Annotated in this window: 22 protein-coding genes and 1 other RNA gene; 15 read left to right on the top strand and 8 right to left on the bottom strand. The window is 47.0% G+C overall.

Going from position 1 to position 24,915, the window contains the following annotated elements; translation table 11 throughout:
- The first annotated feature begins 2 nt into the window (after window positions 1-2).
- From C7R93_RS22730 to eno, 8 genes are all read left to right on the top strand, one after another.
- Window positions 3-275 (top strand): glutaredoxin family protein, encoded by a 273-nt coding sequence (locus C7R93_RS22730; RefSeq protein ID WP_106840952.1) that lies wholly within the window; start codon window positions 3-5, stop codon window positions 273-275.
- Window positions 276-428: 153 nt separating this feature from the next.
- A complete protein-coding gene (locus C7R93_RS22725; RefSeq protein ID WP_106840972.1) occupies window positions 429-1,454 on the top strand; it encodes a sugar-binding transcriptional regulator in 1,026 nt (341 codons plus the stop codon).
- Between the two features lie 18 nt (window positions 1,455-1,472).
- Window positions 1,473-2,837, top strand: a complete 1,365-nt coding sequence (locus C7R93_RS22720) for a Na+/H+ antiporter NhaC family protein (protein ID WP_106840951.1) — start codon at window positions 1,473-1,475, stop codon at window positions 2,835-2,837.
- 19 nt (window positions 2,838-2,856) lie between these two features.
- Window positions 2,857-3,861, top strand: coding sequence for a type I glyceraldehyde-3-phosphate dehydrogenase (gap, locus tag C7R93_RS22715; protein WP_048034950.1), 1,005 nt, complete (start codon window positions 2,857-2,859; stop codon window positions 3,859-3,861).
- Between the two features lie 99 nt (window positions 3,862-3,960).
- Window positions 3,961-5,145, top strand: a complete 1,185-nt coding sequence (locus C7R93_RS22710; protein ID WP_106840950.1) for a phosphoglycerate kinase — start codon at window positions 3,961-3,963, stop codon at window positions 5,143-5,145.
- 21 nt (window positions 5,146-5,166) lie between these two features.
- Window positions 5,167-5,925 (top strand): triose-phosphate isomerase, encoded by a 759-nt coding sequence (gene tpiA / locus C7R93_RS22705; RefSeq protein ID WP_106840949.1) that lies wholly within the window; start codon window positions 5,167-5,169, stop codon window positions 5,923-5,925.
- Between the two features lie 12 nt (window positions 5,926-5,937).
- Complete coding sequence (gene gpmI, locus C7R93_RS22700) at window positions 5,938-7,479, top strand: 2,3-bisphosphoglycerate-independent phosphoglycerate mutase (RefSeq protein ID WP_106840948.1); 1,542 nt, start codon at window positions 5,938-5,940, stop codon at window positions 7,477-7,479.
- Window positions 7,480-7,566: 87 nt separating this feature from the next.
- Entirely contained in the window at window positions 7,567-8,853 is a 1,287-nt protein-coding gene (eno, locus tag C7R93_RS22695; RefSeq protein ID WP_007729436.1) for a phosphopyruvate hydratase, read from the top strand.
- Between the two features lie 161 nt (window positions 8,854-9,014).
- Here eno and C7R93_RS22690 read toward each other — a convergent pair whose 3' ends face one another.
- The 3 genes from C7R93_RS22690 to C7R93_RS22680 form a co-directional block, all read right to left on the bottom strand.
- A complete protein-coding gene (locus C7R93_RS22690; RefSeq protein WP_106840947.1) occupies window positions 9,015-9,842 on the bottom strand; it encodes an ABC transporter ATP-binding protein in 828 nt (275 codons plus the stop codon).
- 563 nt (window positions 9,843-10,405) lie between these two features.
- Entirely contained in the window at window positions 10,406-11,443 is a 1,038-nt protein-coding gene (locus C7R93_RS22685; protein ID WP_106840946.1) for a FecCD family ABC transporter permease, read from the bottom strand.
- Window positions 11,443-12,450: a FecCD family ABC transporter permease gene (locus tag C7R93_RS22680; protein WP_106840945.1), complete on the bottom strand. Its 1,008-nt coding sequence runs from the start codon at window positions 12,448-12,450 to the stop codon at window positions 11,443-11,445. The genes C7R93_RS22685 and C7R93_RS22680 overlap by 1 nt, the downstream gene beginning before the upstream one ends.
- 183 nt (window positions 12,451-12,633) lie before the next feature.
- Between C7R93_RS22680 and C7R93_RS22675 the strand changes: the two genes are divergently transcribed.
- On the top strand, window positions 12,634-13,629 hold the full coding sequence (locus C7R93_RS22675) for an ABC transporter substrate-binding protein (protein ID WP_106840944.1): 996 nt from the start codon (window positions 12,634-12,636) through the stop codon (window positions 13,627-13,629).
- A 52-nt stretch (window positions 13,630-13,681) separates the two neighbouring features.
- Here the strand turns inward: C7R93_RS22675 and C7R93_RS22670 are convergent, their stop codons facing one another.
- The 5 genes from C7R93_RS22670 to C7R93_RS22650 all read right to left on the bottom strand — a co-directional run bounded on the left by C7R93_RS22670 (window position 13,682) and on the right by C7R93_RS22650 (window position 17,529).
- A complete protein-coding gene (locus tag C7R93_RS22670) occupies window positions 13,682-14,917 on the bottom strand; it encodes a YjgB family protein (RefSeq protein WP_106840943.1) in 1,236 nt (411 codons plus the stop codon).
- On the bottom strand, window positions 14,907-15,431 hold the full coding sequence (locus C7R93_RS22665) for an RNA polymerase sigma factor (protein ID WP_106840942.1): 525 nt from the start codon (window positions 15,429-15,431) through the stop codon (window positions 14,907-14,909). Before C7R93_RS22665 ends, C7R93_RS22670 begins: the two co-directional genes overlap by 11 nt.
- Window positions 15,432-15,537: 106 nt before the next feature.
- On the bottom strand, window positions 15,538-16,302 hold the full coding sequence (locus tag C7R93_RS22660) for an ABC transporter permease (protein ID WP_106840941.1): 765 nt from the start codon (window positions 16,300-16,302) through the stop codon (window positions 15,538-15,540).
- Window positions 16,299-17,051, bottom strand: a complete 753-nt coding sequence (locus C7R93_RS22655) for an ABC transporter ATP-binding protein (RefSeq protein WP_106840940.1) — start codon at window positions 17,049-17,051, stop codon at window positions 16,299-16,301. The genes C7R93_RS22660 and C7R93_RS22655 overlap by 4 nt, the downstream gene beginning before the upstream one ends.
- Before the next feature lie 82 nt (window positions 17,052-17,133).
- A complete protein-coding gene (locus C7R93_RS22650) occupies window positions 17,134-17,529 on the bottom strand; it encodes a YqzM family protein (protein WP_106840939.1) in 396 nt (131 codons plus the stop codon).
- Window positions 17,530-17,810: 281 nt separating this feature from the next.
- Between C7R93_RS22650 and secG the strand changes: the two genes are divergently transcribed.
- From secG to C7R93_RS22620, 6 genes are all read left to right on the top strand, one after another.
- Window positions 17,811-18,053 (top strand): preprotein translocase subunit SecG, encoded by a 243-nt coding sequence (gene secG, locus C7R93_RS22645; protein WP_007728789.1) that lies wholly within the window; start codon window positions 17,811-17,813, stop codon window positions 18,051-18,053.
- Window positions 18,054-18,195: 142 nt separating this feature from the next.
- Complete coding sequence (rnr, locus tag C7R93_RS22640; protein WP_106840938.1) at window positions 18,196-20,709, top strand: ribonuclease R; 2,514 nt, start codon at window positions 18,196-18,198, stop codon at window positions 20,707-20,709.
- 148 nt (window positions 20,710-20,857) lie between these two features.
- Entirely contained in the window at window positions 20,858-21,331 is a 474-nt protein-coding gene (smpB, locus tag C7R93_RS22635) for an SsrA-binding protein SmpB (RefSeq protein ID WP_106840937.1), read from the top strand.
- 153 nt (window positions 21,332-21,484) lie between these two features.
- Window positions 21,485-21,840, top strand: a transfer-messenger RNA (tmRNA) gene (ssrA, locus tag C7R93_RS22630).
- Window positions 21,841-21,973: 133 nt separating this feature from the next.
- Window positions 21,974-22,624, top strand: coding sequence for a hypothetical protein (locus tag C7R93_RS22625; protein WP_106840936.1), 651 nt, complete (start codon window positions 21,974-21,976; stop codon window positions 22,622-22,624).
- Window positions 22,625-22,789: 165 nt separating this feature from the next.
- Window positions 22,790-24,883 (top strand): hypothetical protein, encoded by a 2,094-nt coding sequence (locus C7R93_RS22620; RefSeq protein ID WP_106840935.1) that lies wholly within the window; start codon window positions 22,790-22,792, stop codon window positions 24,881-24,883.
- Window positions 24,884-24,915: the final 32 nt, after the last annotated feature.

The raw sequence follows: 24,915 nt of genomic DNA, 5'->3' as shown, positions 1-24,915 counted from the left end.
TAATGAATGAAAAGACTTTTGAAATTGTTGTGTACGGACGAAATAAATGCCATCTGTGCGATGAGGTGGGGCTCTACATCCGCAGTCTCGCGGAGGAGTTCCCCCTTCGTATGCGCATCGTTGATATTGAAAGTGATCCAGTCTTGCATGAGGAAATGATGTTTATCATTCCAGTAGTCGAGATTGATGGAGAGATTGTGTTTCGTTCCATTACACATGTGGTGACACTAGAGGAGCTACGAAACGAATTACATAGACGTGCCGCTCGATCATGAGTGGCTTGGGGTAACTTGCAAGATATTGTTAAATATGATACATTCAAGTTGTAGCAAGTGATCTTTTTTTTTGCACCAAGCGGGACAAAAAATGTATATACAGGGACAGAAAGAGTCCCGGAAAAACAATTTGTAACCAAGGAAGAAGGCAAAATGCGACGTTTACTGGAACTGCAACAAAAATTGTTGCCTGACTTGATTCAGGTTTTGCGTCAGCGGTACATGTTGCTTCGATCCATCTATCATTTGCAGCCGATTGGCAGAAGAGGTCTAGCTCAAGCCATGGATACCACTGAGCGTATTTTGCGGGCAGAAGTGGAACTGCTAAAAGAGACGGGGCTCCTTCATGTAACGGCTGCGGGAATGAGCCTGAGTGAAGAAGGACAACAAGTTTTGGACGACATGGAGCCTCTCGTCGGAGAGCTTTTCGGCCTTACTGACTTGGCGGAGCGCCTGCAAAAAAAGCTAGGCATATCAGAAGTCATTGTGGTGCAGGGCAATGCAGACCAATCGCCTTGGGTAAAGGAAGAGCTGGGACGGGTAGGAGCAAGAGTACTCAAACAGGTCGTGCAAGAAGGAGACATTGTAGCGGTAACAGGTGGTTCATCCATCGCCAGCGTAGCAAGTCATCTAACGCCTTCCGCTTCGTTCAAAAACGTTCAGTTTGTCCCTGCACGCGGTGGCTTGGGAGAACGCGTAGAGCTACAAGCGAATACGCTCGCTTCCGCCATGGCAGCGAAAACAGGTGCTTCTTATCGGCTTCTTCACGTACCGGATCGCCTCCATCCGGAAGCCTTGCAGACATTGGTCAAAGAGCCGCAAGTGCAAGATGTGCTGTCGCTCTTGGGCGAGACCCGAATCGTTTTGCATGGAATCGGGGATGCCGTCACGATGGCAAGAAGGCGGAATTATTCGGAGGAAGAACTCGAAGAATTAGTGGAGACGGGTGCTGTATCAGAAGCATTCGGCTACTACTTTAATGAAGCGGGAGAAACAGTCCACAGAATGCCGACCATTGGTTTACAGCTAGAGGAAGTGCACAAAGCAGAAAGGGTGCTCTCCATTGCGGGGGGCGAAAGCAAGGCAAAAGCGATTCTTTCCTTTGCTAAGCAATCGTGTCAGAATGTACTCATTACGGACGAAGGAGCAGCTCACACGCTGTTGTCCACACGATTGTAACGGAAGGAAGTCGGTCGCATGTCTATCACATCGGTCACACCCATCTTGGCAATGATCGCTGGCATCATTTTGAGCCTATCGCTCGGTTTTCCGATCGCATGGGGGATTGTTTTTGCGATCTTGGTCACACTGGTTAGTGTAAAAAGATTGGGTTATCCGTGGAAGCAGCAGTTCGCGTTTGGCTGGGAAGGTGTCCAAAAGGCAAAGCCCGTCCTTACGATTCTGTTTTTAGTAGGACTCTTGATTCCGCTACTCATGATGGGAGGAACCATTCCCGCCATCATTTACTACGGATTGTCGATTGTGAATGTCGAGTATTTGTTCGTTCTCTCTTTTCTGTTGACCGCAGGCGTCAGTTATTTGTTGGGTACGTCAATCGGTACGCTAAGTACGATTGGGCTGTCTCTGATGGGCATTGCACACGCAGCAGGGATATCACCTGCGATCATAGGTGGTGCGCTCATCTCTGGAGCGATGGTGGGGGAACGCTTCTCGCCGATTTCTAGCAGTCGATTACTGGTGCTTTCCAATGTTGGGATGACAGAAGAACAAGAAAGAAGAACAAGGCGTCCTGCTTTACTTGCGGTAGCGATATGCGCGTTACTTTTCCTGATCCTCGATCTTTTTCGACCGCAGGCGAACTCAACGGATACCATTCAGATGTACCAAGAGCTGTTAGTCAGTTATTTTTCGGTACATGGGAGCTTGATGCTGCCGCTCGTCGTGTTAATTGCTTCTTTTGCACTGAGAGTCAAGGCGGTCAAGGCATTGTTTTACGGTATCGGAGCCAGTGCGATTCTAGTCGGGATCAATGGGAATATGGATGTGAAGACGTTTTTTACATCGATGCTAGTCGGATTTGAGCTTCATTCAGGAACGCCGCTGGATCAACTGGTCCATGGGGGCGGGATGTTCGCCATCTTCAATGTTCTGGCGTTAATCATTCTCGCAGGCTTTTTAAACGGCATATTGAACAGAGCTAATTTATTAACCCCCATCGTAGACAAAATGATGGGACATACAAAAAATAAGACGATCTTGGTAGCGAAGGCAGCGGCATTGTCGTTGTTAGTGGTCATCATTAGCTGTAATCAAACCATTCCAATACTGGTTCTCGGCTCTACTCTTCTCGGGCGTTTCTCCCAATGGGAGGGAGGGCGCGAGCTGTTGGGCAAGACGATGCTAGACTCCACAGTTGTCATGCCTGTACTGATCCCGTGGAACGGACTCTCCATGATGATGGCGCTCACGTTAGGTGTTTCGACGATCCAGACATTACCCTTTGTGTTTTTTCCAATCTTATTACCGATTGTTACGATATTATCGACCCGCTGGTTTTCGCCAGAGGGCAGGTTTCTCACAATGAAGAATAAAGCTAGCTAATGAGCAGGAGGTATTCATTATGGTAAAAGTAGGTATTAACGGATTTGGTCGTATCGGTCGTAACGTATTTCGTGCAGCATTGAACAATCCAAATGTAGAAATCGTGGCGGTCAATGACCTGACAGATGCGCACACACTGGCGCACCTTTTGAAATATGACTCTGTTCATGGTGTTCTGAACGTGAGCGTAGAAGCTTCCGAAAACACGCTCATCGTTGACGGCAAAGAAATCAAGGTGTTGGCAGAGCGCGACCCAGCTCAACTCAAGTGGGCAGATTACGGTGTTGAAATCGTTGTAGAATCGACTGGACGCTTTACGAAGCGCGAAGATGCAGCGAAACACTTGGAAGGTGGCGCGAAAAAAGTCATCATCTCCGCTCCAGCAACTAACGAAGACATTACAGTCGTAATCGGTGTAAACGAAGACAAGTACGATCCAGCCCAACACACTGTGATCTCCAACGCGTCCTGCACAACGAACTGCTTGGCGCCATACGCGAAGGTTCTCAATGAAAAATTCGGTATCGTACGCGGATTGATGACAACCGTTCACTCTTATACCAATGACCAACAAATTCTCGATCTGCCGCACAAAGATTTGCGCCGTGCCCGTGCAGCTGCGGAAAACATTATTCCAACCTCTACAGGGGCAGCAAAAGCGGTAGCACTCGTACTACCTGAGCTGAAAGGCAAACTGAATGGTTTCGCGATGCGCGTTCCAACTCCAAACGTATCCGTAGTGGACCTGGTAGTTGAGTTGAAGACAGACGCAACAGTGGAAGAAATCAACAACGCACTGAAGGAAGCAGCAGAAGGCCCACTCAAAGGCATTCTGGGCTACTCCGAAGAGCCGCTCGTATCGTCTGATTACAATGGAAATCCTGCATCCTCCACAATCGACGCTTTGTCCACTATGGTACTGGAAGGAAACATGGTGAAAGTCGTTTCCTGGTACGATAACGAGTGGGGTTACTCCAATCGTGTCGTAGACTTGTGTCATTATGTTGCACAGCGCGGCTTCTAACACGTAAAATAGAACTGTTGTGGAAAAAAAGGGAGAGCGATCTCCCTTTTCCCATATCTGTTTTCCGAATAAAAAGCCAATGATTTGGGAGGATCGTTCATGAACAAGAAATCTATCCGCGATGTTGAGCTGGCAGGCAAGCGCGTATTCTGCCGTGTCGACTTTAACGTGCCAATGCAGGACGGGGTAATCACCGACGATACACGCATTCGTGCTGCTGTACCTACCATCCGTTTCATGATGGAGGCAGGAGCCAAAGTAATCCTGGCGAGCCATTTTGGTCGTCCTAAAGGCCAAGTAGTGGAAGAGATGCGTCTTACCCCTGTGGCAGCCCATCTATCCTCGTTGTTGGGCAAGGATGTTCACAAGCTGGAGGATTGCCATGGTGCGGTTGTTGAAGCGGCAGTGGAACGGATGGAGTCTGGCGATGTGATCCTGTTGGAAAACGTGCGCTTCCATGCGGGAGAAGAAAAGAACGATCCAGAACTGGCAAAAAGCTTTGCGGTCTTGGCTGATCTGTTTGTGAATGATGCATTCGGTACAGCTCACCGGGCACATGCTTCTACAGCGGGAATCGCTGAGTACATACCAGCAGTTGCGGGGCTTTTGATGGAAAAGGAAATTCGCTTCATGGGCGGAGCCTTGTCCAAACCGGAGCGTCCGTTTACAGCGATTGTCGGTGGGGCAAAAGTTAAAGATAAGATTGCTGTTATTGAAAATTTGTTGACCAAGGTCGATCATCTGATTATCGGCGGCGGTATGGCGAATACATTCCTCAAAGCACAGGGGTATGGCATCGGCGCATCCCTGTGTGAAGACGACAAGCTCGATCTCGCACGTACGTTGATGGATCAAGCAAAAGAGCGCGGCGTTCAATTGCTGATGCCAGTTGATGTTGTGGTAGCTGACCGTTTTGCGGCAGATGCAGAAAAGCAGGTCGTGGCAATTGATGCGATTCCAGATGGCTGGATGGCACTCGATATCGGGCCGAAAACAGTAGAACAGTACCACAGCGTCATCGTAGATTCCAAAACGGTTGTATGGAACGGCCCAATGGGTGTGTTTGAAATGGATGCTTTTGCAGGCGGCACGATTGGTGTAGCAAAGGCCATGGCAGCATGCAATGGTACGACCATCATCGGTGGCGGGGATTCTGTAGCAGCTGTAGAAAAAGCAGGTGTAGCCGAACAGATGACACACATTTCTACAGGTGGCGGAGCGTCTCTGGAATTCATGGAAGGCAAGGAACTGCCAGGCGTAGCTGTGTTGGCAGATAATCAATAAGAGCGAAGAGGGGGAGTTTGCATGCGAACACCAATTATCGCGGGGAACTGGAAGATGTTCAAGACGATGGCCGAGGCAAGAGCGTTTGCGCAGGAAGCCAAGGCAGATAACAATACATCCGGAGTACAAAAGGTCATTTGCGCACCTTTTACAGCGTTGGCTGCCCTTAAGGAAGAGCTGGCGGGAACGGATATTGCCATCGGCGCGCAAAACATGCATTTTGAAGAGCAAGGTGCCTATACAGGTGAAATCAGCGCGACCATGCTGAAAGAAATCGGTGTGGAGTACGTGATCCTGGGTCACTCTGAGCGCCGTCAATATTTCAATGAAACAGATGAGACCGTGAACAAAAAGGTGGTAGCCGCTTTAGCAGCAGGTCTCGTACCGATTGTGTGCGTAGGAGAGAGTCTGGAGCAGCGGGAAGCGGGCGAGACAGCTGAAGTAGTTCGTACGCAGACAGAAGGTGCCTTTGCTGGAGTAGACGCTGCACAAGTGGCGGATACCGTTATTGCATACGAGCCGATTTGGGCGATTGGTACAGGCAAGTCTTCCACGGCAGAGGATGCGAATGAAACGATTGCTATTATTCGAAGTGTAATAGGCGAACGCTTCGGACAAGCGACAGCTGAGAAAGTGCGCATTCAATACGGCGGAAGTGTAAAGCCGGAAAACATCGCAAGCTACATGGCACAGCCGGATATCGACGGAGCGTTGGTCGGTGGAGCGAGTCTCGTAGCGGATAGCTACTTGCAGCTTGTGGCAGGAGCTACGTCGCGATAGGAGGAGAAAGCAATGGCACAAAGACCAAAACCGGTTGCCCTTTTGATTGTGGATGGTTTTGCTCTGCGTAACGAAACGCATGGAAACGCAGTAGCTCAAGCCAACAAGCCGAATTTTGACCGTTACTGGAATCAATACCCTCACGCGACACTGGAGGCAAGTGGGCTGGCTGTTGGGCTGCCAGAAGGACAGATGGGGAACTCCGAGGTAGGCCATCTCAATATCGGGGCAGGGCGTGTCGTTTATCAGGATTTGACGCGCATAACCAAGTCGATTAAAGAAGGCGCTTTTTTTGAGAACGAAACACTGATCGCTGCTTTCCAGCACGCGAAGCAAAACGGCAAGCAGCTCCATCTGTTCGGGCTTTTGTCTGATGGTGGTGTACATAGTCACATTGACCACCTGTTTGCGATGCTCGAGTTGGCGAAAAAGCAGGACTTTGCAGATGTGTTCATTCACGGTTTCCTCGATGGTCGCGATGTATCGCCTGACAGTGCAGTGGGCTATATCGAACAGCTGCAAGCCAAAATGGCAGAGATCGGCGTTGGCCGCATTGCTACCGTACAAGGCCGCTACTATGCGATGGATCGGGACAAACGCTGGGAGCGTGTAGAGAAGGCGTATCGTGCCATGGTGTACGCAGATGCTCCTGCTTATCGTGATCCGGTTGAAGCGGTAAAGGAATCCTACGAAAAGTCCATTATGGATGAGTTCGTCATGCCAACCGTGATTCTCGATGAGGCAGGAAAACCAGTGACGACCGTTCAAAGCGGCGATTCGATTATTTTCTATAATTTCCGCCCGGATCGTGCGATTCAAATGTCGCAAGCATTTACGAATGAAGATTTCCGTGGCTTTGACCGCGGCGATGAGCGTCCGCGCGATCTGCATTTTGTGTGCCTGACGCATTTTTCCGAGACAGTTGACGGATATGTCGCTTACAAGCCTTCCAATCTGGATAACACGTTGGGAGAGGTGCTTTCCCAGCAAGGCTTGAAGCAGCTGCGCATTGCAGAGACGGAGAAATATCCGCACGTGACTTTCTTTTTCAGCGGCGGGCGTGAGAAGGAGTTTCCGGGTGAGGCACGTATCCTGATTCCTTCTCCAAAAGTGGCGACGTACGATTTGCAGCCAGAGATGAGTGCGCCAGAGCTGACAGACGCAGTAGTGGCTGAGATCGAGGCAGACAATTTTGATGCGATCATCTTGAACTTTGCCAACTGCGACATGGTTGGTCATTCTGGTATGATGGAGCCAACAATCAAAGCAGTCGAGACGGTTGATGCATGCCTAGGCAGAGTGGTAGATGCGATCGTGGCAAAAGGTGGCGTAGCCGTCATCACGGCTGACCACGGTAATGCTGACTTGATGCTGGATGAAGCGGGACGCCCGATTACTTCGCACAGTACGTATCCAGTGCCGGTAATCGTGACCAAAGAAGGGGCTGCTCTGCGCGAAGACGGTATTTTGGCCGACTTGTCGCCAACGCTTCTGGAGCTTTTGAACGTACCACAGCCGGTTGAAATGACAGGCAAATCGTTACTTGCAAAATAGGCTTCACTGGGACACACTGAAAAGGTGGCTAGGTGGTAGCAAAATACATGTAGGCAACCTACGTAATAAAAAGGAGATGGACGAGAAATGGCAATGATTACTGACATTTATGCACGCGAAATTATGGACTCCCGCGGTAATCCAACTGTGGAAGTAGAAGTGTATCTCGAAGATGGTTCTATGGGCCGTGCAGATGTTCCATCTGGAGCGTCTACAGGTGCATATGAAGCAGTTGAGCTTCGCGACGGTGACAAATCCCGTTACTTGGGCAAAGGCGTTCTGAAAGCTGTAGAAAACGTGAATGAAATCATTGCTCCTGAACTGATCGGCATGGATGCTCTGGATCAAGTCGGCATCGACATGGCGATGATTCAGCTCGACGGCACGCCAAACAAAGCCAAGCTGGGTGCAAACGCGATTCTCGGCGTCTCTATGGCAGTAGCGCGTGCGGCTGCAGATTCTCTCGGCGTTCCTCTCTACAACTACCTCGGCGGCTTCAACGCGAGAATGTTGCCAGTTCCTATGATGAACATCCTGAACGGTGGTAAGCACGCAGACAACACCGTAGATATTCAGGAATTCATGGTTATGCCAGTAGGTGCTACTTCCTTCAAGGAAGCACTGCGCACAGGTGCGGAAATTTTCCACTCCCTGAAAAAGGTATTGGGTGAAAAAGGCCTGAGCACAGCAGTAGGGGATGAGGGCGGCTTCGCTCCAAACCTGAAATCCAACGAAGAAGCGATCACAACCATTTTGGATGCGATCAAAGCAGCAGGCTATGAGCCAGGCAAAGACGTGTTCCTCGCGCTGGACGTAGCAGCTACAGAAATGTTCAAAGACGGCAAATACCACTTCGAAGGCGAAGGCGTTGTGAAAACAACAGAAGAAATGATCGCGTTCTACGAAGATCTGGTAAACAAATACCCAATCATCTCCATCGAGGACGGTCTGTCTGAAGACGACTGGGATGGCTGGAAAGCGCTGACTGACAAGTTGGGCAGCAAAGTTCAGCTCGTAGGGGACGACTTGTTCGTAACGAACACAGAGCGTCTGGCTCGCGGAATCGAGACCTCTACAGGTAACTCCATTCTGGTAAAAGTAAACCAAATCGGTACGCTGACAGAAACCTTCGAAGCAATCGAAATGGCGAAGCTGGCTGGCTATACTGCGGTCATTTCCCACCGTTCCGGTGAAACCGAAGACTCTACGATCTCTGATATCGCAGTCGCTACCAATGCAGGTCAAATCAAAACAGGTGCGCCTTCCCGCACTGATCGCGTAGCGAAGTACAACCAATTGCTGCGTATTGAAGACGAACTCGCTGATACAGCTCGTTTTGGCGGTCGTTCTGCATTCTACAACCTGAAGAAGTAAGCTAGCATAATGGATAGATAAAAAGAACGCGTGGCAGTCTAGGACACAAAAAAGTCCGGGACTGCCGCTGTTTTTATCAATTCATTGCGCGTCCAAGTTTTTGCATACGAAAAAAAGACTGCCCATACTACTCGATGGACAGTCTTTTTGTTGTTTGGAGCTTATGACATGGCGAAGGCTTTTGGTTCAGCCTGCACAATGCCCAAGCGGCTTTTACTGTACGGGATGCACATAGGAGTTCCGTAAAGCGGGTCTTGGGTAATCTGGCAATCCATATCGAAGACCGTACGGACAAGGTCTGTCGTCAGTACTTCGTTTGGATCCCCTTCTGCCACTACGGTCTGATTGTGTACGGCAACAATATGATGGGCATAGCGGCAAGCGAGATTCAGATCGTGGAGAACCATAACGATGGTACGCTGTTCTGTTTGATTCAGTTCAAACAACAGGTCCAAAATTTCAATTTGATGTGACATATCCAGATAAGTCGTAGGCTCATCCAGCAAAATCGTTTCGGTTCCTTGTGCCAGAGTCATCGCAATCCAGGCGCGCTGACGTTGGCCGCCAGAGAGACTGTCGACGGCACGGTTAGCCATATCCGTGAGTTGAGTAGCAGCCAATGCTTTGTTAACCATCTGCTCGTCTTCTTCTGACCATTGCTGTAGCCAGTTTTGATAGGGATAGCGTCCTTGCTTGACCAATTGCAGAATCGTCAACCCTTCTGGTGCGGATGGGCCTTGAGGAAGGATGGCAAGACGTTTTGCTACTTCTTTGGTAGAGCGTTTGGCAATCGATTCCCCTTCAAGCAGGATGGCGCCTTCCTTTGGTTTGAGTAAACGTGCCAGAGAGCGCAGTAATGTCGATTTGCCACTGCCATTACTGCCAATGAAAACCGTGATTTTTCCACGCGGGATGTTCAAATCTAACGCTTCAATGATATTGCGTTCTCCGTACGATAACGTAAGCCGTTGAGTTTCCAAAGCTTGCATATGGTCTGGACTCCTTTCAACGTTTAGGAAGTTAAAAAATATATTCAGGGCCGCATGTGGCTGTGGTGGGAGAAGAATATTTCCAGTCTAGGCTCCAGGCTACGTCCCACTGGAAGCGTGCACTGTCCACTCCGAAGGGATTCGCGGGGAAACGCAAAAGTGGTAGCCGCTTCGTAGCGCGAGCACGTTGCCTTTCTTTTGCCCGCGAATCCCTTCTCCGCTCGGTAGGACTCCACAAGTCGCTACGTCTGGAAATATTCTTCTCTGGCGTTACTGATCACATTCTTCAATCTTTTAAAGGCTTTTTAAAATCCGTATAGCACCAGCTCGTAGAGGAAACAGGAGAAATAAGCGAAGATCTTTGGTACGCCGACCGAGACGGAATGCAAAAAGCGAAACACGCTCTTAAGCGTCCACCTCTGAAAAACTTCCTGAAAGAACCACTTTGGACGCGGTTTTGCTTTTTGCATGGAGTCGGGCAGTGAATCCCTCAGTGGGTGGCCCAAGAAGCTGAGCGTTTTCTCCTGTTTCCTCCCCACCACCACAGCGGTCATAGTTCTTTACTATCGATTTCGGTTTTTATACAGCAAGTAGATGAAAAACGGAGCGCCGATAGCAGACGTGAATACTCCTACAGGCACTTCGATTGGTGAAAAAGCCATGCGTGCAATCAAATCCGCAAGCAATACGATAATGGCACCCAAGAAAGCTGAGAGTGTCATGGCACCGCCAAAGGACGGACCAATCAGTTGCTTGGCAATGTGTGGGGCCAGCAAAGCCACAAAGCTGATATCTCCTCCAACAGAGACGGCTGTTCCCGTCAAAGCCGCGCAAATCATAAGCAGGAAGAAGCGATCCAATTGCAAGGAGCTGCCGAGACTCGTCGCCAGATCATCGCCGAGCTGTTGAATGTTTACTCGTCTAGCAAGTAAGCCGGCTACGAGAATCAGACCGATGACCCACGGCAATATCATGAATACGTCGTTCCAGTCGACGCCGTAGATGCTTCCCGTCAGCCAGAGCAATGCTTTGTTTTGTAACAAAAACGGACTGAACATAATCAGCATGGTGACAATGGCACCCGCTGCGATTTTGATTCCAACACCGATCATGACGAGACGAAGCGGCGTGACGCCTTTTTTCCAAGAGAGGGCGTACAGCAGGAATGTCGTCAACGTTGCCCCCAAGAAAGCGATGGGAGGAAGCCACTTGATGCTCGCTGTTTCAAATAGGATTAAGAAGCCGACTGCAAAAACAGATGCTCCACCCGATACCCCAAGAACATCCGGGGAAGCCAACGGATTGCGGACGAGGCCCTGCATGATGGCACCAGCAACTGCGAGTGCGGCGCCTACCAGAATGGCAATGACGATACGCGGCAAGCGAAATTGCTCTACAATTAAAGCATTCTCTTCTGAACCTATTCCCAACAATACTTTCAACACATCGAGCGGGGCGATTTTCATTTCACCCATTCCGAGACTGACAATCGCCACTGCGATGACGATCAGGAGGGCGAGTAACGAAAACCAGATCGTTTTTTTATGTAGCTGAAACGAGGAAAAGCGCTTGCCGATGCGAAGAGACAGGTAGTCTTTCATTATTTATCCAGCCCCTTGCGTGCGACATAGATGAAGAACGGAATCCCGATCAGGGCTGTCATTACTCCAATAGGAACTTCAGCAGGCATCGCGATATATCGTGCTCCGATGTCTGCTAACAGCAGCAGGATGGAACCAAGCAGACCGCTGTACAAAAGCACCCAGCGCGTGTCGATTCCGACGAGATAGCGGGCCAGATGCGGAGTGACCAATCCGACAAAACCAATGGGTCCAGCAACAGCAACCGCACAACCGGATAAGAGAACAATGACGATACCAACACTGAATTTGACCAATAAGGTGCGCTGTCCAAGACCTTTTGCTACGTCATCACCCATCAACAACGTTTGAATCGGACGTGCGAGGACAAAAGCAGCGATCCAGGCGATGATCATATAAGGAAAGACAGTCGCTAGATACTCCAGCTTTCTTCCGCCGACGGAACCCGCCAGCCAGAAAAGCACCTCGTCTGTGGCCTTTTCATTAAGGACCATCATGCCGTGTCGGATCGAGGAAGCCAAAGCGGTGATAGCTGCACCCGCTAGAACCAGCTTCACAGGCGAAAGCCCATCTCTGCCGAATGATCCGAGCAAGTAGACGATCAAACCTGCTACAGCGGCTCCTAAAAAGGAAATCCATGTAAACTGGGTCAAAGAGCTGATCCCGACAAATGTAACGGCGAACACAACAAAAAGAGAAGCACCTGCGTTAAGACCGAACAGTTCAACGTCTGCAACAGGGTTTCTCGTCAAGGATTGGAGCAGAGTTCCGGCCAGGCCGAGGCAAAAGCCGACCGTAAGTGCATTGAGCACACGCGGTACTCGCACTTCTTTAATGACGATGTGTTCATTGGAGCCGTTAAAATTCGTATAGGCATCAATTGCAGTTTGCCAACTCGTGTCAATGACGCCAAAGATGAGGCTGGCATAACTGAGATAAGTCAGAAGGAGAATGGCGAACGCCACTCCCAGAATTTTACGAAAGTTGCTAGCTAATAAAGAGCTCATGATGGCTACATCCTTATTTCTTAGATGGTTTCATAGTTAAGTGTAGAGCTACACGGAGTAAGTGTCAATGACGTTGATAGTCATTATCATTTTGTGATTGACTTTTGACAAGCAGGGGAGTAGGATAGACTCTGTCATTGATATGAATTCTCATTATAGAAAAGGGAAAGGGGTCCTTTCATCATGTTTTCTCGTACATATCGGACCGCAGGCGGTAAAGCTTTCTTTGCTGTCTTAATGGCACTCTTGTTGGTCGTTACAGGTTGTGGAGCTCCGCAAGCAAGCGAACAAAAGCCAGCTGATCAAGCAACTGGCAAGTCGGAGGGTTCCGGCCAAAGCTACACAGTGAAACACGCGATGGGCGAAACTACCATTAAAGGTACACCAGAACGCATCGTCATGTTGACCAACCAAGGTACTGAAACTCTGATGGCTCTTGGTGTGAAGCCAGTAGGGGCTGTAGGTGCTGCTCATGATCCAACCCAATTCTACGATTTCACCAAGTCTTTCCTTGAGGGTACAAAATCTGTCGGTACGGAAGGACAACCTAACCTGGAAGCAATCGCAGCACTGAAGCCTGACTTGATTCTGGGTATGAAATTCCGTCATGAAAAAATATATCAACAATTGACTGCAATCGCTCCAACCGTATTCGTTGAAGAGCCACGCGGCGACTGGAAAGAAAACTTCTCCTTGTTCGCAGAAGCAGTAAACAAAAAAGCTGAGGGTGAAAAGGTCCTCGCTGACTGGAACAAGCGCGTAGAAGAATTCAAAACAAAAGCTGGCGACAAGCTGAACACGAAAGTATCCGTTGTGCGCTTTATGCCAGGTAAAGTTCGTATCTACTACAAAAACACCTTCACTGGCGCGATCTTCAAAGACCTTGGCCTGGCACGTCCAGCTTCCCAAGACAAAGACGATTTCGCAGCAGAAGTAACCAAAGAGCGCATTCCAGAAATGGATGGCGACATCATGTTCTACTTCACGTACGAAACAGGCAAAGGCGAAGCTTCCAAGCTGGAGCAAGAGTGGACAAACGATCCGCTCTGGAAAAACCTGAACGTCGTGAAAGCGGGCAAAGCAATCAAAGTGGATGACACCATTTGGAATACTTCCGGTGGCGTAATCGCAGCCAATAAAGTACTGGATGAGCTGGAAGGCCACATTATTGGTAAATAAAATGAGAAAAGACGGGACTGATGCTCCCGTCTTTTTTTCGTTCGTATGCGGTTTATCCGGCCATGTTGTTGAATGTACCTCGTGGGTAGTAAATGTTTACGTGATCGATGTAGAGGGTGTTTGCGTTATCGGTTAGGATGCCTGAGAAGATGATTTTCAGCTCGTAATCAGGGGTTACCTTGTAGGTGTAAATGGTTTGGCCGCCAGTTGTGGCTTTGCTCGCTGGTTTCCCAAGTGTTTCTAGCACTTCGGCAAGCGTGATTGCTTGCAGGCGTGGGTCATAGGAGCGAATATCCACGAGCTGCATTCCTTTGTTAAAGGCGAAGACAAGATTGAGATCCCGGTACGTATTGTATGTGATGCCATTGATGAAGGAGACGACATCTGGTTTGCCCAGTTGTTTTTCTGCCTCATCGAACACATCCTTTTCTACACGATACTGACTGCCAAAGATTTGGCCTTTTGGGGCGAGATCACGTACGCTTTGCAAAATCTCGGCATTGTCTGCATACAGCATGAGATTTTTGTTTCCTTGCGGGTAATACAGATGGTATTCAACAAGAATCAGATCTTCCTTGCTCGTGCTTTTCGTTCCCTGGAAGAGGAATTTCACCTGATAGCTGCTTGTGACATCGTAGGTGTAAATTGTTTGGTTGCCAAACTCGCTAAAACGCCCCGGCTTTCCCCAGCTCTGTTCGACGGCAGACAGGTTGACTTGCTGCAAACGAGGATCTGTACTGTGCATGTCCACGAGCTGCATGCCTTTGTTGTAGCCAAATACGACTTCTTTTTTCGGATAGGCGGAGTAGGTCAGTCCATTTGCTGTGTAGGTTTTATCTGGTTTTCCCCAGCCCTTTTCTACTTCGTCTACCGTTTTTTCCAGAACGAATGGGAGGGAGATGACTCTGCCTTCTTTCGCATTTGAGCGGATTTGTGATAATAGCTCCTCTGTCTGCGGAATAGGCTGTGTTGTTACGCTGTTGTTTGGACCCGGTCCCGGAGAAGCGGTAGGAGAGCCAGGAGTGGGCGCAACGGATTCTGGTGATGCGTTCTGCTGTTGGTTCGTAAGGAGCGCGGCTCCTAGCCAGACGGTTGCAGCGAGTACGGAGCAGAGGGCCAATCCCTTGCCAAGCGCAGAGAAACCACGAAAAGAAGCAGTCCCTCCAGATTTGCTCACAGTTGTTTGGCGAATAGCAGAAACGATCTCTTGTTTTTTTTCTCCGCTTATTTTCATATCCGGCATCCCTTCCAATTTAGCTAGTAAGTCATGGTCTGAATTAGATCGCATCGCCAATCATCTCCTTTTTCTCACGCTCAAGTATTTCCCGGACGGCTTTCATGGCACGGTGCAATGTCACGTTTACTTTGTTTTCCGACCACCCAAGTATTTCAGCTGTCTCCTTGGAGGACAGTCCCTTGATTCCACGCAAAATGAGTACCTCGCGAAACGCGGGTTTTACTTCACGAATTGCATGGTAAAGTGCTTGCTGCTCCTCATGTCCATACACAATTTCTTCCGGTGTTTTTTCTTCAGTCTCTACGTTCGCCAGCCATTTATCTGGTAGCCAATTACGAAGACGTTGCTTTCGTCTATGATCGATGGCGGTATTCCTCGCGATCGTCAATAACCATGTTTTCGGTTGCGATCTGCCCTCGAATGCATCCAGAGACCGAAGCGCTTTTAAAAAGACATCCTGAACGAGGTCTTCTACATCGCGGGTTCCTGTGTAGTAAATAAGAAATTTGTAAATATCATCGCCATAGCGTAGGAACCATTGCTCCATTAATCCGTTTTTGTCCATAGCTGAACCACCTTTTGTACGTTCTACTTGTAATTTGACGACTCAGGGTGCATTTCATTACAAAAACAAAAAAACTGCCGGAAGCAAAGGTCCGACAGTCTTGTATTTATGAGTGGAGCATGGAATCCTGTGTAAACCAGAGCTGATAGCTGAGCATGCTGATCAGAACCGCCGAAATGGCAGCAGAGGAGCTAAAGCTGAGCATAATGAGGATTTGGTAGCGCACGGCCTCGATGGGACTGGCACCAGCGACGATCATTCCAGTCATCATCCCTGGCAATTGGACCAGTCCGATTGTTTTCATCGTGTCAAAGGTAGGGATCATGCTCGCTTTGACAGCGCGCTTCAATACCACATGCACCGCTTGGCGTGTAGTGGCACCGAGACAAAGCAATGTTTCGATTTCCCCGCGAGAGGCTTCTACTTCTCGGTTCATATGCGAGAGAAAAAGACTCGTGACGATCATGGAGCTGCCAATAATCATGCCGCTCATCGGGATGAGGTACTGCGGCGTAGGAGAGACAAGTCCAAGTACAACCAACAGTCCCATGGTGACGACCTCTGTTATCGCAAGTGAAATGGCGATCCGCCAAAAGATCCCCGATAAATGCTTCGCTCTGCTAACAGCGTTCCACGAAGCGACCAGGATCATCATGAGAATGATCAATAAAATAAACCAGACACTATCGGCAGCAAAGACAAAATGAAGGACGTAGCCGATCGCGAGCAATTGAACGGTAGAGCGGATGGTACCAATCAAAATGTCCTTTTCCAAACCGAGCTTCTGCCAAACAGAGAGCAGGAGGGCAATGAAAACAAAGGCATAGGCAAAAAGTAGCCACATGTATGAAAACGTATAAGTATGGGTCATCGCTGCACCCCACTTAAGGCAGTATGGACATTTCCATCTTGCAAAAATTCACGAGCTTCAACAGATTGGGGCGAATGGAAAAACGCTTCACATTCCGCGTCTTCTGCTAGCTGATGGTTGGCCATAAACCAGATGCGCTTACAAGCGACTCGCGCTTCTTCTAAATCATGCGTGACCCAAAGTAAGGTCGTACCCGTTTGGTGGTGCAAATCGACGAGGAGCCGCTCTGCAGCCTGCTTGCTTTTCGTATCGAGTGAAGCGGTGACCTCATCCAGCAGCAGGACAGGTGGCTGAAGCAACAGGGTGCGAACGAGAGCGAGTCGTTGTTTTTCTCCGCCAGACAGTTGAGCGGCTGGTTTTGACCAATCGATCTCTTCCATATATAACTGCTCCATCAAGTCAGAGGCGAGCTTCTTATCAAAAGGACGCTGATGCAGGCTGCTCACTGTCCGCAGGTTGTCTTCCACGCTACCGGGCAGCATAACGGCCTGCTGTGCCACATAACTGATTTGCATTCGCCAAGCTGTTGCGTCCCACATAGACATTTCTTTATTCTCTAAGAGAACCGTACCGGCGTCAGGCTGCAAAAGACGCCCCAAAATGCGGAGCAAGGTACTTTTTCCTTGGCCTGATTTTCCCAGAATGCCAATAATCGTAGGCTCTTCAATGCTAGCATTTACGTCACGGAACAGCCATGTACTCGAGGGAGAGTGGATTTGTTTCCCCAAAGCTTCGATCTTGATGGTCATATGTAAAAGCCTCCCCATTAACGCGGAAAACACCGAAGAGGACGAGTCTTCGGTGTTTCTTTCCTACAGGCTATCTATGTACTTATTTCTTCTCCGACAGCCACTGTGAAACCGCTTGAATTTCTGGTTGTTTCTTCAGCAATCCAGGAGGCATGCCGCCTTTACCTTCTTTGATGATTTTGGAGATGTCGTCAGCACTGAGCGTCGCTCCAATCTTCGTCAGGTTTGGACCTGCAATGCCTTCGAGATTTTGACCATGACAGGAAGCGCAATTTTGTTTGAATACAGCAGCAGCGTCAATTTGTGCAGTTGGTGCGCCACCACCATTGGCTTCTTCGCCATGTTTTGGTGGGAAAATAATTGATCCTACAAGTGCAATGAGAAAAACAAGAAACAAGATACCAAACGAAGTGAAAAAGGCCTTCGCGGAATCAATTACATCGTTTTGATTCATGTCTTTTTTGTTGGACCCAGCCATCTGACATAGACCTCCCAAAGCAAATAATAAAGTTTCATGGTAATTTTACGGCAAAAGTTTGACAATATCAAGGCGACTACCAAACAAGACAAAGAAAGTACACAATTTGCCATTTTTTCGTAAAAACACGTTGCTCTTATTCTACCTTATAACGGTCAATATTATTTGAGAGAATTTCTCTTATAATGGAAGGGATAGCGGGTTGCTGTTACCAGACAAGTGTGATAAAGTTGTTGTATTGGTTTTTTCCGCCTTGGAAATACGTTTTGAGGTGAATGAAAATGGCATTGGCTGCGAAAATTTTACTTGTGATCGCAAGTATTGGCTTAATTATCGTCGTGTTGCTGCAATCGGGAAAAAGTGCCGGCCTTTCCGGAGCGATTGGTGGCGGCGCTGAGCAACTGATGGGCAAACAAAAAGCCCGCGGGATTGACGCACTTTTAGGGAAACTGACCGTTGTATTTGCGGTTGGCTTCATGATTTTTGCGATTTTGCTCGGGTATTTCTTGAAATCAGGAGCGTAATAGACGAATGGCCGAAAGACAGCGAGTGCAACTTGCTGTCTTTTTCTCTATTCCGATTGCGATATGCGGGAACGGTGAATACTACATAATAGGATGGTCATGGAGAAACGCGGGAATGCCACGCGAAAAAGGAGGTTTGTGAATGGAACATCAAGAAAAAATCCTCTCGTTCATGCGAGAGCAAGCGTATCACCCGATGACGGTGAGGGAGCTGGAAGAAGCATTTGGGGTCAAGGATTCTGCTACGTTCAAGGAGCTTGTCAAAACGCTGAATGCACTGGAAGCAAGTGGAGAGGTGATCCGTACCAGAGCGAATCGGTATGGTGTGCCTGAAAAAATGAATCTGGTACGTGGACGTCTGCAAAGCCATCCGAAGGGCTTTGGATTTGTGATCCCGGAAACGCAGGGCATGGAGGACGTATACGTACATGCGAATGATATGAATGGAGCGCTCCATGGCGATACGGTTTTTGTCCGCGTGGAAAAAGAAGCGGGCGGCAATCGTCTGGAAGGGCAGATCATTCGCATTGTCGAGCGCGGAATCAAGCAGGTCGTAGGGACATTCAAGGATGAGAGGCATTACGCGTTTGTCATCCCCGACGAAAAGCGAATCGGCAAAGATATTTTCATCCCGAAAGACTCCTTCAACGGAGCAGTAGATGGTCACAAGGTAGTCGTGAACATTGTTCGCTATCCAGAGGGGCGTGTGAATCCAGAGGGTGAAGTCATCGAGATTCTCGGACATAAGAACGATCCGGGCGTCGATATTCTGTCGATCATCCGCAAGTTTAACTTGCCTGAGGCTTTTCCTGAGGACGTATTAGCTGAGGCTGAGGCGGCACCAGATGAGATATCCGAGGAAGAGATCAAGGGTCGTCGTGACTTGCGTGATCGGATGATGGTCACCATTGATGGAGCAGATGCCAAAGACTTGGATGATGCTGTGTCTCTTGAGAAGCTGCCAAATGGAAACGTAAGACTCGGCGTGCATATCGCTGACGTGAGCTATTACGTTCGCGATAAGTCCCAGCTGGATAATGAGGCGTATCGTCGCGGTACCAGTGTCTACTTGGTTGACCGCGTCATACCGATGCTGCCACATCGCTTGTCCAACGGAATATGCAGTCTCAATCCGCAGGTGGATCGCTTGACGATTTCTTGTGATATGGAGATGGATGCAGGCGGGAACACCGTTAAGTACGATATATTTTTGAGCGTGATTCGTACAGATGAGCGCATGACGTATGCGGATGTACGAAGTATTTTGGACGAAAAGGACGAAGCGCTGATCGAGAAATACAGCCAGCTCGTCCCGATGTTCGAGGAAATGAAGAACCTGGCCCTGACGCTACGTAAGAAACGAATGCAGCGTGGTGCCATTGACTTTGACTTCCGCGAAGCGAAAATTTATGTGGATGAAGAGGGTACACCTACGGAAATCGGCTTCCGCACGCGATCAATTGCGGAACAGATCATCGAAGAGTTCATGCTCGCAGCCAACGAAACGGTGGCAGAGCACTTCCACTGGATGAAGCAGCCGTTCATGTACCGGATTCACGAAGACCCTAACGCTGAAAAGCTCATGGCCTTTATGGAGTTCATCACGAATTTTGGCTACTCGATCCGCGGGAAGGGCAATTCTGTCCATCCTCGTGCGTTGCAGCAGCTGTTGGAAGAGGTAAAAGGAACACCGGAAGAAATCATCATCAGTACGGTTATGCTGCGCTCGATGAAGCAAGCGCGTTATGACGCGGAAAGCTTGGGGCATTATGGCTTGTCTACGGAGTTTTATACACATTTCACTTCGCCGATTCGCCGCTATCCCGACCTGATCGTTCACCGTCGTATTCGCGAATGGATCGAGCTGGGGAATCAAATATCAGAAAAACGTCTGGGTTACTGGGCTGAGCAAATGCCAGTAATCGCAGAGCATGCGTCACAGCGTGAACGTCTGGCTGTCGATGCCGAGCGTGAAACAGACGATCTGAAAAAAGCGGAGTTCATGCAGGAGCGAGTGGGAGAAGAATTCGAAGGCGTCATCTCCAGTGTGACTTCGTTTGGGATTTTCGTCGAGTTGCCTAATACCATTGAAGGTTTGGTGCACGTCAGCTTTTTGACTGACGACTACTATCATTACCATGAGAAGATGTTTGCCTTAGTAGGCGAGCGGACTGGTAAGCAGTATCGGATCGGGGATGTTGTCGAGGTACGTGTAGCGAGTGTGAATGTGGATGAACGCACCATCGACTTCGAAATCGTGGGCATGCCAAAGGCTGCTGGATTCCGTGGCAGTCGCGAACGCACTCCTCGCGTAATTGATGGGCGCGGCGGAGATCGCAAGCCGACTCGTGGCAAGCAAGATCGTAATCGCACAGGTCGTCCAGATCGCCCTGGCCGTCCAGACAAGCAAAAGGACAAGAAGCATCCAGCGGAAATCCGTCAGAAATACAAGGATCGCCGTAAAACGGAAGGGAACACCCCTGCTCGCCGTGCTGGAAAGGGCCAGGCATCGAGCAGTGAAGAGGTGCTGCCAATCAGTGCAGGAGAAGGGGATACCCCAACAAAACGCCAGAAGGGATTCTGGGAAGATCTCGTCAAGTCCAAGAAAAAGAATCGCAAAAATGTAGCCAGCCAGGTGAAACGGAAACGCCGTTAAACGCTTGTTTAAGCCCCGAAAAGTAATCGGAACGCTCTGTTTCCCTTTTCGGGGCTGGCTATTTACCGGGTAAATGACTTGCCACAATGGGCAAAATTTGCTAGACTAACTGGTACGAAACGCAGTACGTACAAGTGAGGTGATCTCCATGTCAAAAGATAAGGCCGGAACCAAGACAATCGCCCAAAACCGAAAAGCGCGCCACGATTACCACATCGAGCAAGTGTACGAGGCAGGCATTGAGCTGACCGGTACGGAGATCAAGTCCGTGCGTGCGGCGCGTGTCCAGCTCAAAGACAGCTTTGCCCGTGTGCAAGATGGCGAATTGCTTCTGTACAACGTGCACATCAGTCCGTACGAGCAGGGCAATCGTTTCAACCATGAGCCAGAGAGGACCCGCAAGCTGCTGATGCGTCGCTTGGAAATCCTTAAGCTCAACGGTTTGATTCGTGAAAAAGGGTACTCGTTGGTCCCGCTCAGCATTTATTTGAAGGGCGGTTGGGCCAAGGTCGAGCTTGCACTTGTCAAAGGGAAAAAGAACTACGACAAACGCGAAGACCTCAAGAAGAAAGAGTCTGCGCGTGATATCGAGCGTGCTCTGCGCGAGCGCCAAAAGGGTTGATTGGATTGCACTGGCAGGCTTGGCAGCAATCAACGTTGAGTTTTGTCTATCACCTGTGCTATATTAATTAGGCAGCAAGCAATACACTTATGTTAACGATACAGTCTAGGTGCGGATCGAATGGCTCTTCACCTTTTTCTCACCTTATACCCTGGGGGCGTTCTGGATTCGACGGGGATGGTAGAGCATGAGAAGCGAGCCGGGGGGCTGCGGACCTCGACAACAACGCGGAACGCCATTAACTGGCAACAAACAACTTTCTCTCGCTGCTTAATAACCAGTGAGGCGCTACCATTCCATCGCCCATGTGGCATGACTAGCGCTCAACTTTAGTGGGATACGCCGGAGGCTTCCGCCTGGAGCCGAAGGAAGAAGATCAATCAGGCTAGGTAACGGGTCAGCGCGTCATTCCGCGAATCCGGTACCGAAATTTAAATGAGTGACTGCGCTCGGAGATGCTCATGTATCGCTGTTTTCGGACGGGGGTTCGAATCCCCCCGCCTCCACCAAATACATAAAAATGTTGAAGCACCTTTTTTAGGTGCTTTTATTATTTTTAATCCTAATATAGGCTTAGTATGCAACTTAATACCTATTAAGTCGTAAGATTAGATAGAATATTTAATGATAGGGGAATAGAACATGGAACATAAAATAATAACGTATTATATTAATGGATTAAGTAACCATAGACTAATTACTAAAAAGATAAAAAAATGGGTATTTGGGTATGCGTTGCTAAGTATTCTTTGGGCTTTTACATCTGTTGTTGCATTTTCAAATAAATTGTTCTGGGTGTTATTATTAGCATTTTTTTTAGAAGGGGTGGGTTTTTTTATAATAAATCATAGGATAAAAGTATTGTTGAGACAGGTTTACAATTGCCGACAAAATGGATTGCTTTGGGATGACAAAGAGTTGAATAATTTCAAAATGAAAAAATTGGAGCGAATATTAGCGAAGTATAAAATGGATACAGATACAGAAAAGTTGAACAAATTGGCTGAAGTTATAGGGAAGGAAGCAGAAAATTATAAGATAGGAAATTACATAGGAATAGGAATTATAGCACTGCTTTTTGTGCCGATTTGGTCAGAGTTTATAGGGTGGATTTACAGCAAGTCTGAAGATTTTTCAATGGCAGTACTCTCAATGGGTATAATGATTATAGTTGCCCTACTTTTATGGCAATTCTTGTGGATATTAAAAGTAGTTTTCGAAATATTCGATGGAAAAAGTCATAAAATGAAAGAATTAGCGCTGATGATTGATCGAATATGCTTAAAAAAATAAATATGTTCAGGGGCGTATAAAAGTTTGACAATAGGACGGTAAAAGAGTACTAAATCAAGTGGTTACAAAAGAACTTGAGGAATTGTCCAGAAACATGGATTTAGTAGGAAAATGTCCATTCATGTTGAAATATGTAAATGAAATTGTTTTTAGGAGGTACTTTCCTTGAAGGATGAGAGTGTTCTAGATAACTTTTCCTTGTTAGTTAGCTCATTAAAATTAGCGCAACGTGCTGAGTTGTTTGATGAAGGCCATGATAAAAATCTAATTGAAAAACTGTATGTTGATCCTCTCCCAAATAACGGTGTTTTTAAACAAATGATACAAGATAATACTGTGTTTTTAGTGGGACGTAAAGGAACAGGAAAATCAACGATCTTCGCTCGAGTACAAGAATATTATAGAAATAGCAAAACGGAAATTTCCGCTTATGTTGATGTAAAAACCCTATACGGTAAGCTTGCACAAGAGATTAAATTAGATCAGAATGATAATTTACGTGAAAGGATAATGCTTTTCGAAGGTTTTTTAATGGCTGTTATTACAGATTTAATTAGAGAGTTGTTAAAAAATCTAGAGCAAAAGAACGTTCTCTTAAAACTTTGGAAAAAAAGAGAGTATCAAACCCTAATAAAAAAACTTGAAGAGATTAAAAGTGATATTCAGGATCCAGATTTTAGAGAAGCAGATATAATCAAGAATTTAAAAAGGTCACAAAAAGTAACCGCCTCAAAAGAAGGTGAATCAACATTAAAATCAAACGCTAAAATATCTAAAAGTTCAGAGCTGAATATTGAGGGTTCTCTCAGAGAGAAAATAAATGGTTCAGCCGAGGAACATGATGAGTTTTCAGGTATATTGATACGGAACTTTAATTTAACAGAATTCATAACATGTATAACAGAAGCACTAGAATCTGTAGGTATTAGAAAACTCCATATATTACTAGATGATTTCTCTGAGATCGATTATGAAGCACAGCAGATCTTTGTTAACTATTTGCTAGCACCACTAAATAATTGGTCTAATAAATTTATTAGATTTAAAGTTGCTGCTTATCCAAAGCGAATTTTTTATGGTGACATTGATAAAGGTAAAATAGATGAGATTTATCTGGATTACTATGAATTATATAAAGTGAAGGATCTCCCAGATCTCGAAAAAAAAGCTAAGGAATTTCTTGATAGATTGCTTAAAACACGATTTGAGTATTATTTAGAGCAAAGCTTTGATGATTTTTTCCAAATTGATACTGAGAATTCTTGGGATGATTACTTGGAAACTTTGTTCCATGCTTCTATGAACATTCCACGTATTCTTGGGCATATTTTGCACTATTGTTATCAAAGTGCAATTATTTATGGGAAAAAGATAACAAAAGTACTTATTGAACAAGCAGCACAAAAATATTATAGAAATCAGATTAAGTATTATTTTGAAAAGACAAATTTTCTCAAAGAGGCATTTGACGAAAAATTAGATCGCTATTCTCAACAAGTTTTAGTAAATCTCTTAATTGAAAGAGCAAAAAATCTTAAAGCTGAATTAGGAACAGATTCAACAGAATTGTTTAGGGCATTACCAAAGGGAAGAATACCTACTAGTCACTTTTATATTAATAAAGAATATGAGAAATTTCTGCACTCATTAGAATTAAATTATTTTGTAAGTAAGTATTATGAACAGGCCGATAGAGATGGTGTTACTATCAGTATTTACTCGCTTAATTTTGGTTTGTGCCAGGAGCAAAATATAAACTTTGGTAGACCAAAAGGGGACACAAAGTACAGAAAATATTACATTTCCCGCCATTTTAATTACGATAAACTTTTACAACACTATTTGTTAGAACAAAAACAGTTTGTTTGTAAAAAATGTGGACATACCTATCTTTACTCTGATCATGAGATTCTTCAGAAAATTGGAATGATGTGTTATTTAGGCTGTAAAGAAAGTGAATCTGTTGGAGAGGTTTACAAATTTAAGGATGAGAAATTATTTGATGGAATTAGAAAAGAGAACTTACTTCCTGAAATAGAATTAGATATTCTGCATGTACTAAGTCAAGATAAAAAGGCAAGATTGTTTGCTTCTTTAATTGCTAGAGAACTAGATTGCTCTCATCAGTTAATAACTAGGAGATCTGAGAAACTAGAAAACATGGAATTGATAGAAAAGGATAATGAAACAATTGAGGGAAAACAGAGAAAGATTTATCGATTAACTGAAAAAGCTGAAAGGCTATACTTTAGTGAGTAAGAATTAACGTGCATATTTTTCTTGTCAAATAA

The organism is Brevibacillus fortis (assembly GCF_003013395.1).
Lineage (GTDB): Bacteria > Bacillota > Bacilli > Brevibacillales > Brevibacillaceae > Brevibacillus > Brevibacillus fortis.
The sequence above is the reverse complement of the archived record's forward strand: the minus strand, read 5'-3'. Positions and strand labels throughout refer to the sequence as shown.